Genomic DNA, 10,189 nt, shown 5'->3' with positions numbered 1-10,189 from the left:
TTGCGTTATGTAGATTTTACAAAATTAAAAGTGTTTTTCCTAAGCGTCAGTTTTACGGGAATAGCACTGACTAATGCCATCCAAAAGTTTTGATAAAGCACGGTGCTCTTAAAAATGCTCTATCGCTTGATTAAGCTCTGCCTGTCCCTCATTTTCAGCAAAATATAAGCGAGCTTTTTGCGTTTGTCAGTGAGCCATTGTTGGGTTCGTTTATCTATAGCTGAAAAAGCAAACCCAGCAATCACAATATACCCTAAGAACCTGCTTGGAGCTGTTCAAGTTGGGCGACTTGAAAGCCAGTGAATGCAGCCAAAAGAATACTTAAGAGAATGATGGCTAGTAACTGGGACAATGTCACACACAGTAGGATAAGGGCACCATCTTTAATTGAATTCTCTTTGCTTTTTCTCAGCAGTAAACTCATCCATGTTGTGAAAAAAAGTGTTATCGCAATCGAAACAAAAGAGAAGGTTTGAGTAAAGTGTAATTCTGCAAAATAAAAAGGAGCACTTACTATTGCCAACTGTGTAGACAGCAATAAATGAGCAATATAGAGTTCCGCTACATTAAAGGTCTTCTTTCTTAAAGCAAGTTTTGCTCCCAAGGCGCTAAAAAAGGGCAGTAAAAAGTATTGATAAAGTAAGGTTGAGGATACGTAGTCGTTAAGTATGGATCGAAATTGTTGATTATGCTCTGAGTCAGGTAAGGCGTTGGGGGGGATCACAGGAATATCAAATAGAGCCAGTAAAATGAGTAGAGCTGTGAATATGAAAAAGGCATACTTTATCGGATTAAAGTACTTGGTACGTTCACCATTTAAATAGCCTTTTATAGTGGCAATAGGTTGAGTGCTCATGCCCCACATCAACTGTAAAAAAGGAGAACGCAGCTCTAAAATCCCTTCTTGGATTAGCCTAAATAACTCGGAAAATTGAATACGGCGGACTTTTTCTTGACCGCATTGTCCGCAAAAGGGCGTATTTAAAGGCGCATGGCAATTTAAACAGTGAGTTTGGTTTTCAAATTCCATCTTTGTTTGTTGTTGTATTTATAATGTTGCGTATTTAACCATAAAGTATCTATTCTAGTAACGACTTTGTCGTTATCATTTATATGAAATCTATTAATTCAGTTGCCAACTTAGCGACATACAACCTTTGGAGAGATTAACTAGGCGAGAAGGTAATCGTCACTTGATACGTATGCTCAATCACCCCATTGTTTAGTTGCCACTCCATTGCTTCGGCAATTCGAGTGATTAAATAATTGCCATGACCTAAGCCAAGATAAGTGGACGATTGATTTTGACTGATAGGGTTTGCAAAGATTAGCCGGTTGTCTTGTTGAGTTATAACTAACGTTTGATGACTACCATGGTGTATTGCATTGTTGATAAGGTTCTGAATCAATAACGTAACTAAGTGGATATTACCGATAACGGTTAATTCACTGGGCACTTTTAGCCGAATGTCAGGTTCAGCTTGTCCATATGCCATGTACGAGTCGAGGATCTGCTGCTCTAAAATTGGCAGAAGCTTAATTTTTTCTAAGACCAAGTTTTCGTTGCGAGCTAAAGCAAGCAAAATCTCGACTGTATGAGTCAGCTTGTGCGTCGCATGCTCTATGGCGTTAAGCTCAGGATGTTTACCTGAAGAGTTGCCGTGATTATGTAAAGCAAGTGCATTTTTTAATATACTAATTGGCGTTCTTAACTCGTGACTAAGGTCTTTAGTAAAGTTTTTCTCTCTCAATAATGCGTGTTGTAAACGTCCCAATGTTTGATAAAACTGATGAGTTAAATCATGGGATTCAATGTAAGCTCTCTCATTGCAAAGTTGTTTAATTTCAGTATTGTTTTCCGTAGCAACAGCTTTACTCAAACGTTGAATAGGTGAGGAAATATGTTTAGCTATGAGCCAAGTACAGGCGGTCGAAAACAGCATAAATACGAGTAAACAGATCAGCGCAAAAAATACTAAAACGTCGCCGAATTCACTCAGATGTGTTGCTTGGCTAGCATTAAATACTAACCATTGTTCAGGCTTTTTATGGGAAGTAGGTTCGAGTGGGATTGCATATTTTTTTCTTTTCCAGTGCTGATAACCCAGATTTCATCATCATGAGTGAGCTTTTCTGTGATGCTGTTTGGCGTTGTTGGTAGTGACTCAGAAATGCGTAAATAGCTAGGTAACGCAGATCGTTCTTGCAAAATAGCTAGCCGCTGAATTTGTATTTCATGTTGTAGAACAAAGGCCGCGAGGTGATCTTGACTAAATGACCACAGCTGATTCGCAACGAGCAAATAAAAACTGTGCACTAGTAAAATGAGTAAACTAATCCATAGCAGCAGCTTGTTTCTAAGACTGAGCATGATTATCTCGTAGTTGATATCCAACATTACTGACAGTGTGGATCAAATCGTTTTCAACCACTTTCTCTAGCGCTTTACGTAAATTGTAGATATGTGATTTGAGAGAGCCACTAGAAGGCGGGTCATGTGGCCAAATCTGTTCAATAAGGGTGGATTTTGTCACCGCTTTTGGATAGGCGCTAGCAAGGGCTGCCAAGATGTCAAAACCTGTCTGTGTGAGGGGAATTTCGGTGTTATTCCACGATACTTGCCGAGATTTGTGATCTATGTTCAGCTGGCCAATTTGAATACTTTGATTGACGAATAACTTTTTGCGTCTTGCGAGCGCTTCGCATCGTAAAGCAAGCTCTCTAAAATCGAATGGTTTAGTCAGATAGTCATCGCTTCCACTGTTAAAACCAGATGATTTATCTTCAAAACTGTCTCTTGCTGTGAGCATCAGTATTGCGGGATGGTAATTGGCATTGGTGCGGATATCGCGGCAGACATCAAAACCATTACCATCAGGTAAATTGATGTCCAATACGATAACGTCAAATTCATTTTTTAACACCAATTGATAAGCTTGTTTAGCGGTAATTGCATAGTCAACCAGCCACCCTAAGCCGTCAAAAAACGTAGCCAATTGACGGCTTAACTCAGGGTTGTCTTCTACTAAAAGAATTTTCATACACTTTAACAATGGGTTAGCTCATTTTGATGTCTATGCAATTTATATCATGACAGGAGACACGAGGGAATCCCAGCGTCACTCACTTGATGGTTCATTGATGCCGTGTTGATAGTCAATAGTTTCAGTTATTTTTCTTTGCAATAGCTCGGGGCGCTCAAGGTGGATATTATGGCCGACATCCGAGAGTAAAATATGGCTTTGCTGTTCTACATTTTCGAGTAAGGCAGTGTGTAGTTTTAACCATAACTGTTTTCCTTGCTGTGTTTCCTCAAAGAAAAGCGGATTTGTAGGTACTTTCATGGATGTAAACAAAGTGACTTTTGTTGAAGGCGGTAGTGGGGTGACTTGTCTGTCTGCCGCGTCCAGTTCGGAGATCAAATGGTTATAAACAGTTTTCAATCTATGTGGTAAAAAGGATCGTAGCTTCTCATCATCTTGTTTGATGCGCTTTTCGTCAAACTGTTTAAACCAGACTCGCTGCTGCATTACGCTCGGATCAAGCAAAATCAAAGCATCGATGTTTTGAGGATATTTTTTTACATATTCTGTTGCTAGTAACCCCCCCAGTGAGTGACCGACAATGATCACCTTTTGCTGGAGGCGTATTTTAGTGATCAGTTTATTCAGACAAGCAATATGTTGCTCTATTGACAGCGACTGATTGTTGTTATCAAACAAAATACTCTCATGAAAAGAACTTTGAATCGTCGCTGGCAGTTCATCGATTATCGGTTGCCAGTCTCGCTGTTGAACGCTGAATCCCGGCAAGAAAATGACGTGATAGTCGTTTTGATAGTGAACTTTTATTGATGAGCTGGCTGCAGAAGTGCAACCAAGTAATAGCAGATAAACATAACAAATAGTTTTTAACAGTGATCTCATAATGACGAACCTTAATTATTATTTTTGAAATACTTAGCAACGAAATAAGGGGTGAGTGTCCTTTTTCGTTAGTATCGAATAACTAAAGTCAAAAATCGGTCAAACAAAGCGTTTTTCTAATCAGAAAAAGTGGAGCCTGTAGGCTCCTAACTAATGTTGATTTTATGCAGGGAAGAGTGCCCTATAGGCGTTCATTACGGCAAGCGAAGTAAATGTGGCTGTGATGGCTGTTACAGCGAAAAAAATAATCGTGGTCAACAATAAGTAAATAGTGTCACGTGCTGTGTGCTGTTGCGACTTTCTTAACCGTAAACACACAACGACCATTACTATAAATATTAGTACTGAAGCAAAATATACTATATTTGAGGTCCCGCCAAATAGGCTAATGGGAGAAAGCAAAAAGGAAAAATGTGAATACAGTAGCAGTTGTGCTATGTACAATTCAGCGAGATTGTAGGTGTTATTTCTAAAAACCAATTTTACAGGTATCGCGAACAACAAGGCGAATAAAAAGTTTCCATACAGCAACCCGTTATTAATTATGACTTCAAGCATATGGCGGTCACTTTCATCATCCGACTTTGCTAATTCCACGGCAGTAGACACATGGTCAATACCTAATAAGTTGGAAATAATGATATAACTCAGTGCAATGTATAAGCAGTATTTAAATGGGTTGTAGTATTTGGTTCTTTGTCCACCTAAATAAGCTTTAATCGTTTCCGTTGGGCGTACGGTCATGTCCCACATTAGCTTTAAGAAAGGCGATTTCATTTCTATAATGCCTTCTTGGAAAATTCTGAATAGCTCGGAAAACTCTATTCGTCGCGCTTTCTCTTGCCCGCATTGAGCGCAGAATGGCGTGTGTAATGGGGCTTTACAGTTTAAGCAGTGAGTTTGTTGCTGGAAGTTCATCGATTATCCGTTGCCGTTGTTGATGACAGAATAATTGTTGATTGTAACCAAACTTTAGTAGGTCGCGCCAGTTATCTTCGCTTTGGATAAGTATGCTTTCTGATTATCCACAGTTGAGGTTGATTAATTTCATATGCGCTAGCTCGCTTTTGACGAACTGACGCAAATTAAGGTGGTGTCTACTACGTTTCGGTGAGTGACAGATACGTAATCACCGCTATCACTGTTATGATCGTTGTTGCGATGGCGAAACAAACGAAAAAGCCGAGTGTGGCCAAAATTAAATGTAGGATATCGCGCACAGTATGCTGTTTTGATTTTCTGAGCTGAAGACAAATTACGACATTGATAATAAGTATGATGCCTCCCGTGATCAAGATTATGTCGACTGGGTTACCAAGTAATACTAAAGGTGAAAATAAGAATGAAAAGTGAGAGTAGATAAGTAGTTGTGCAATATATAGTTCTGCAAGGTTATATGTGTTTTTTCTAAAGGCCCACTTTATTGGGATAGCGAATATCAATGCGAATATGAAGTTTCCATACATTATTGATATATTGCCTAATTTTTCACGGATCTGACTTGCAATGGCACTTTCATCAGATGAAACCGTCATGTCTTGAAGTAAATAGTCAACGCCAAGTAGATTATAGGCAATAATAAAGCTTAACGTAACATACAAACAGTATTTAAACGGGTTGTAGTATTTTGTTCTCTGCCCACCGATATAAGCTTTGACGGTCTCTGTAGGGCGCACCGTCATATCCCACATTAATCTCAAAAACGGAGACTTTAGTTCCAGAAGCCCTTCTTGAAATATTCTTAGTAGCTCTGCAAATTCGATTCGCCTTGCTTTTTGTTGTCCGCACTGAGTGCAGAATTCGCTGTGTAAAGGAGCTTGGCAGTTTAAACAGTCGGGTTGGTATTGGAAATTCATGCTATTTTTATTGTTATTTTTCATTGTCTTCAGAGCGCATTGTACCTGATATGTGTAATCACTTGCTAGAGCCGAGCTGGTAATTTGAAAAGTCTCTGTCTTTTAATATTCCTTAAGGTTTTCTTAATTTTCGCTTTTTAAGGTAGTTACATCAAAACGAAAAAGGTGTGACGACGATGGGCGAAGCAATAACACAACTTACGTCTGCAAGCCGATTAGTATTGGCAACTCCAGAAGCGGCAAACAGACAAAGATTAGAGCAAGCCATACATTATGGTTTCGCAAAAGCCTTTAATGCCGATGTACATGAATATTACCCGTTACTTAGTCAATTAAATTACCGAGGCGGAGATTGCTTCTTAGGGCTACGCTCGGCAGCAGATTCATCTTTGTTCGTAGAACAGTATACGGACCTATCAATTGAACGCTATTTTGCCAATACACCCACGCGGACAAACATTGCTGAATTAGGTAATTTATATTCAACATGCCGAATGGCGACGCTTGGTCATTTTATCATTGTTGCTCAAGCCTTGTTGGACTCTGATTGCCAATATTTAGTGTTCACCGCTACCAAGCAAGTTCGAGCATTAATGAAACTGTGCCAGGTGAAGATCACAGAGTTAGTACAAGCCAGTGACGCTATTGCTACGGCAAAAGATTATGGCAGCTACTATCAATGTTCACCTATCGTCTGCGCCGTCAATTTGCAAGACGTGATTGCAGTGATTGCACAAAACCAACTGTACCAGCACATTCAAAACGACTTGGTCTATGAGGCTAAAGAGTTAACTGAGTGCTTTTGTTATGCGTGATTTATTATCTCAATTGCCGCACAACGGTGCAGACATTGTTCTCAGACAAGAAGTACAAAACTTGACGCTGAGCGCGGTGAAGTCACATGTAGCAAGGCTAGAAAAGTTCCTCGGTGACCTGTCAGGGAACGGTGTTGCGATGATGATAGACAACTCCATAAGCTGGATTTTGTGTGATCTTGCGCTTAGTGCTTCTAACAAAGTTTCGATACCCATCCCACATTTTTTTAGTACCAGTCAGGTGCAGCATACACTCAGTTTGACAGCAGCTAAGTGGCTGATCGCAGACACTCAACTTGAAAACTATGCCTTGGTATCTAAGGTCTCTGTTGGTGGGCAAGTACTGTTTTTGTACGATACTAACTTGCAAGGTGATGAGTGCTACTTTCCAAACACGAAAAAAGTGACGTTTACTTCAGGCTCTACAGGAGCACCTAAAGGCGTTTGCTTATCGCTACCAAATCAGTTGGCAGTGGCCAAAAGTTTATGTGAAGTGATTTCGTTACCACAGCCTAAACACCTTTGTTTACTTCCGCTTCCGGTGCTGCTTGAGAATATTGCCGGGGTCTACGCACCGTTATTAAGTGGTGGTTGTGTTGAAGTGGCAGCACTTTCCAGCTTGGGTTTCGAAGGCAGTCGATTGGCTAATCCGAGTCTTTTGTTGAACAAAATTAGTCAGGCAAAGCCGACCAGCTTGATTTTGGTTCCAGAACTACTTTTGGTGTTAATCCAAGCTGTTCAAAAAGGTTGGTTGCCTCCAAGTTCACTAAAGTTTATTGCTGTCGGTGGAGCTAAAGTAGATGTCTCGGTATTACAGCAAGCTGTTCAGCTTGGTCTACCGGTGTTTCAGGGGTATGGGTTATCCGAAGCAGGATCCGTTGTATGTCTTAATGTGGGACAACAAGACGGCAGTGTCGGCAAACTACTACCGCATCTTACGGCCAAAGTAGAAGATGGCGAATTACATATTAAAGGCAACCCTTTTTTAGGGTATTTGAAAGGCGAATCACTCTCACAAAACGGCTGGTTGGCAACCGGTGATTTGGTCTCTCATCAAGACGCACAGTACTTTATTGAAGGCCGTAAAAGTAACCTGATCATCACTAGCTTTGGCCGCAATGTTTCACCAGAGTGGCCTGAATCTTTGCTCCTTGCCGAAGCTGGCATTATGCAATGTGTGGTCATCGGCGAAGCAAAACCATTTTTAACGGCTCTGATTGTGAGCGGCCCTAACTTTTCTGAACAGCTGCTTGAGCAGGCGGTTGCCAGAGTTAACAAACAATTACCAGATTACGCTCAAATCAAGAAAACCTTACTACTAGAGGTTCCCTTTACGCAACGTAATGGCTTGCTGACTAGTAATGGCAGACCAAAACGTAAAGCAATTTCAGAATGTTACCACTTACAGATCGCCAACTTATACGTTGATGCGAACAAAGCAATCGCATAAGCAGGAGCACAACATGAATTTTTTTGACCGACTTCAAGCCCAAACACAACAAGAACGTGCTTATTTACTCAGCGCACCAATTATCAATGCGGTTTTTCATGGCGAAATTACGCTAGGCCAATATGTGTCGTTTCTACAGCAGGCTTTTCATCATGTTAAACATACAGTCCCTCTACTGATGACATGCGGGGCCAAGCTAGACGACAGCAAAGAATGGTTAAGGGAGGCAATAGGGCATTACATTGAAGAAGAGATGGGGCACCAAGAATGGATCTTGAACGATATCGCCGCGTGTGGAATAGACAAAGAAGTGGTGCGACACAGCACTGCGAGTTTTGCAACAGAAATGATGGTTTCTTATGCCTATGATTCGATTTCTCGCATTGATCCGTTGTGTTTTTTTGGCATGGTCAACGTGCTCGAAGGTACATCAATTGCCCTTGCTGACAATGCAGCAAGCCAAATTGCCAACAAACTTAACTTGCCGCGTAGTGCATTCTCTTATTTGACATCTCATGGCGCGCTTGACATCGAACATATCGATTTTTTTAAAGGGCTGATGAACAAAATTAGTTGTGACAAAGAGCAGGCGTTGATCATTCACAGTGCTAAGCGCTTTTATCAACTATACGGCGATGTGTTCCGTTCAATTGAGACTCAGCCAAATGTAATGAACTTTTCGGAGGCAAGCTAATGTCAGTACAGCGCTTAGCTATAGTCACGGGTGCCTCTAAGGGGATCGGTCGAGCCATTTGCAAGCAGCTAATAGCAGATGACTGGCGGTGTCTAATTGTTGGTCGAGATACTGAACGCTTGAAGCAAGTATTGGCCTCGGTTTCTGGCAATCATGATTACATCGCCATTGATGTTACTGAGCAAGGAGCGGCTTCGCAAATAGCAAGAAAAGCCTCAACCATGGGTGGGGCTAGTTTATTGGTCAATAACGCTGGAGTGAATACCTTAAAGCCGTTTGCAGCAATGACAGCTTTGGAGATTGATCTTCAGATCCAAACTAATTTGTTAGCACCTATGTTACTAAGCCAAGCGTGTTTATCTCAATTAAGTCGTCATCAGGGCACGATCGTAAATGTGGGATCGGCTTTTGGTTCAATCGGCTTTCCGTACCAAACGGCATACTGTGCGAGTAAATTTGGTTTGCGCGGCTTTTCTGAGGCGCTAAGTCGGGAACTTGATGGCCAGATCGATGTGAAGTGTTTAGCACCTAGAGCGACTACGACAGAGATGAATGACGATACAGCCGTTGCGGTAAATGAAGCATTAGGTGCCAGCATGGATCCACCTGATGTCGTAGCCTGTGCATTCATGAAGCTATTAAAAAGTCATCACAAGCGACTCGCGGTAGGATTTCCTGAAAAGCTTTTTGCCCGTTTAAATGGCTTGTTACCTGAAGTGGTTGACAGTGCTCTGATTAAAAAGGCGAAAACCATTGTCTCCATACTTTCAACTAAGGAGTCTGTGTAATGAAAACATTATTCTCACTTTGTATTTTAACCTCGTTATTATTAACAAGTACTCAAGCACTGGCTGCGTTTGATGACGATTTACTTCGCATTCAAAAACAGTGGGCAGTGGTAAATTATGAAGCAAAAGATGATAATCAACAGCGCAGTTTTGATGAGCTTATTAAACAAACCAACACGTTTGTACAGAATTATCCTCAGCGAGCTGAAGCCTATATTTGGCAAGGTATTGTGAAATCAAGCTACGCTGGCGCGAAAGGTGGTTTAGGCGCGTTAGGGCTTGCAAAAGAGGCTAAGGCATCGTTAGAAAAAGCATTGGAGCTTGATAAAAGCGCATTGTCTGGATCTGCATTAACGAGCTTAGGAACGCTTTATGCGCAAGTACCGGGATGGCCGATAGGTTTTGGCAGCGATAAAAAAGCAGAGCAACTGTTTAAAGAATCATTGGCAATCAACCCCCAAGGAATTGATGTAAACTATTTTTACGGGCAGTTTCTGTATGCCGAGCGTAAATATCAAGCCGCGCATGATTATCTGATCAAAGCCCAGCAAGCACCGCGTCGTCCAGGTCGAGACAAAGCGGATGACTACCGCCAGAAAGAAATTGCAGCTTTATTGGCTAAAGTCGATAAAAAGCTAAAAAAGAGAAAATAGAAGAAGC

General features: G+C 41.2%; 12 protein-coding genes. 5 read left to right on the top strand and 7 right to left on the bottom strand.

Annotated features, from left to right (window positions below; all coding sequences use genetic code 11):
- Nucleotides 1–253 precede the first annotated feature (253 nt).
- The 7 genes from ACSLBF_RS19160 to ACSLBF_RS19130 form a co-directional block, all read right to left on the bottom strand.
- Nucleotides 254–1,030, bottom strand: coding sequence for a hypothetical protein (locus ACSLBF_RS19160; protein ID WP_440057003.1), 777 nt, complete (start codon nucleotides 1,028–1,030; stop codon nucleotides 254–256).
- A gap of 136 nt (nucleotides 1,031–1,166) precedes the next feature.
- Complete coding sequence (locus tag ACSLBF_RS19155; RefSeq protein WP_440057002.1) at nucleotides 1,167–1,943, bottom strand: sensor histidine kinase; 777 nt, start codon at nucleotides 1,941–1,943, stop codon at nucleotides 1,167–1,169.
- Between the two features lie 83 nt (nucleotides 1,944–2,026).
- Entirely contained in the window at nucleotides 2,027–2,371 is a 345-nt protein-coding gene (locus tag ACSLBF_RS19150; protein WP_440057001.1) for a hypothetical protein, read from the bottom strand.
- Complete coding sequence (locus ACSLBF_RS19145) at nucleotides 2,358–3,041, bottom strand: response regulator transcription factor (RefSeq protein WP_440057000.1); 684 nt, start codon at nucleotides 3,039–3,041, stop codon at nucleotides 2,358–2,360. Before ACSLBF_RS19145 ends, ACSLBF_RS19150 begins: the two co-directional genes overlap by 14 nt.
- A 78-nt stretch (nucleotides 3,042–3,119) precedes the next feature.
- Nucleotides 3,120–3,926 (bottom strand): alpha/beta fold hydrolase, encoded by an 807-nt coding sequence (locus ACSLBF_RS19140; protein WP_440056999.1) that lies wholly within the window; start codon nucleotides 3,924–3,926, stop codon nucleotides 3,120–3,122.
- Nucleotides 3,927–4,088: 162 nt separating this feature from the next.
- Nucleotides 4,089–4,844 carry a DUF3667 domain-containing protein gene (locus ACSLBF_RS19135; protein WP_440056998.1) on the bottom strand — a complete coding sequence of 252 codons (756 nt, stop codon included), beginning with the start codon at nucleotides 4,842–4,844 and terminating at the stop codon, nucleotides 4,089–4,091.
- 182 nt (nucleotides 4,845–5,026) lie between these two features.
- Complete coding sequence (locus ACSLBF_RS19130) at nucleotides 5,027–5,806, bottom strand: DUF3667 domain-containing protein (RefSeq protein ID WP_440056997.1); 780 nt, start codon at nucleotides 5,804–5,806, stop codon at nucleotides 5,027–5,029.
- Nucleotides 5,807–5,958: 152 nt separating this feature from the next.
- Between ACSLBF_RS19130 and ACSLBF_RS19125 the strand changes: the two genes are divergently transcribed.
- Genes ACSLBF_RS19125 through ACSLBF_RS19105 form a run of 5 tightly spaced genes read left to right on the top strand, consistent with a single transcriptional unit; the run spans nucleotide 5,959 to nucleotide 10,182 of the window.
- Nucleotides 5,959–6,597 (top strand): thermostable hemolysin, encoded by a 639-nt coding sequence (locus ACSLBF_RS19125; RefSeq protein ID WP_440056996.1) that lies wholly within the window; start codon nucleotides 5,959–5,961, stop codon nucleotides 6,595–6,597.
- Complete coding sequence (locus ACSLBF_RS19120; protein ID WP_440056995.1) at nucleotides 6,590–8,047, top strand: AMP-binding protein; 1,458 nt, start codon at nucleotides 6,590–6,592, stop codon at nucleotides 8,045–8,047. Before ACSLBF_RS19125 ends, ACSLBF_RS19120 begins: the two co-directional genes overlap by 8 nt.
- A 13-nt stretch (nucleotides 8,048–8,060) precedes the next feature.
- Complete coding sequence (locus ACSLBF_RS19115) at nucleotides 8,061–8,741, top strand: TenA family transcriptional regulator (RefSeq protein WP_440056994.1); 681 nt, start codon at nucleotides 8,061–8,063, stop codon at nucleotides 8,739–8,741.
- Nucleotides 8,741–9,529, top strand: coding sequence for an SDR family oxidoreductase (locus tag ACSLBF_RS19110; protein WP_440056993.1), 789 nt, complete (start codon nucleotides 8,741–8,743; stop codon nucleotides 9,527–9,529). The genes ACSLBF_RS19115 and ACSLBF_RS19110 overlap by 1 nt, the downstream gene beginning before the upstream one ends.
- Nucleotides 9,529–10,182 carry a tetratricopeptide repeat protein gene (locus tag ACSLBF_RS19105; protein ID WP_440056992.1) on the top strand — a complete coding sequence of 218 codons (654 nt, stop codon included), beginning with the start codon at nucleotides 9,529–9,531 and terminating at the stop codon, nucleotides 10,180–10,182. The genes ACSLBF_RS19110 and ACSLBF_RS19105 overlap by 1 nt, the downstream gene beginning before the upstream one ends.
- Nucleotides 10,183–10,189: the final 7 nt, after the last annotated feature.

The organism is Pseudoalteromonas sp. T1lg65 (genome assembly GCF_051930985.1).
GTDB lineage: Bacteria > Pseudomonadota > Gammaproteobacteria > Enterobacterales > Alteromonadaceae > Pseudoalteromonas.
This window is presented reverse-complemented; position numbering and strand designations above follow the sequence as displayed.

Excerpts from the sequence above, each read along its gene's own strand:
- ACSLBF_RS19160 (WP_440057003.1), bottom strand. The coding sequence starts at position 1,030 with ATGGAATTTGAAAACCAAACTCACTGTTTAAATTGCCATGCGCCTTTA.
- ACSLBF_RS19155 (WP_440057002.1), bottom strand. The coding sequence starts at position 1,943 with ATGCTGTTTTCGACCGCCTGTACTTGGCTCATAGCTAAACATATTTCC.
- ACSLBF_RS19150 (WP_440057001.1), bottom strand. The coding sequence starts at position 2,371 with ATGCTCAGTCTTAGAAACAAGCTGCTGCTATGGATTAGTTTACTCATT.
- ACSLBF_RS19145 (WP_440057000.1), bottom strand. The coding sequence starts at position 3,041 with ATGAAAATTCTTTTAGTAGAAGACAACCCTGAGTTAAGCCGTCAATTG.
- ACSLBF_RS19140 (WP_440056999.1), bottom strand. The coding sequence starts at position 3,926 with ATGAGATCACTGTTAAAAACTATTTGTTATGTTTATCTGCTATTACTT.
- ACSLBF_RS19135 (WP_440056998.1), bottom strand. The coding sequence starts at position 4,844 with ATGAACTTCCAGCAACAAACTCACTGCTTAAACTGTAAAGCCCCATTA.
- ACSLBF_RS19130 (WP_440056997.1), bottom strand. The coding sequence starts at position 5,806 with ATGAAAAATAACAATAAAAATAGCATGAATTTCCAATACCAACCCGAC.
- ACSLBF_RS19125 (WP_440056996.1), top strand. The coding sequence starts at position 5,959 with ATGGGCGAAGCAATAACACAACTTACGTCTGCAAGCCGATTAGTATTG.
- ACSLBF_RS19120 (WP_440056995.1), top strand. The coding sequence starts at position 6,590 with ATGCGTGATTTATTATCTCAATTGCCGCACAACGGTGCAGACATTGTT.
- ACSLBF_RS19115 (WP_440056994.1), top strand. The coding sequence starts at position 8,061 with ATGAATTTTTTTGACCGACTTCAAGCCCAAACACAACAAGAACGTGCT.
- ACSLBF_RS19110 (WP_440056993.1), top strand. The coding sequence starts at position 8,741 with ATGTCAGTACAGCGCTTAGCTATAGTCACGGGTGCCTCTAAGGGGATC.
- ACSLBF_RS19105 (WP_440056992.1), top strand. The coding sequence starts at position 9,529 with ATGAAAACATTATTCTCACTTTGTATTTTAACCTCGTTATTATTAACA.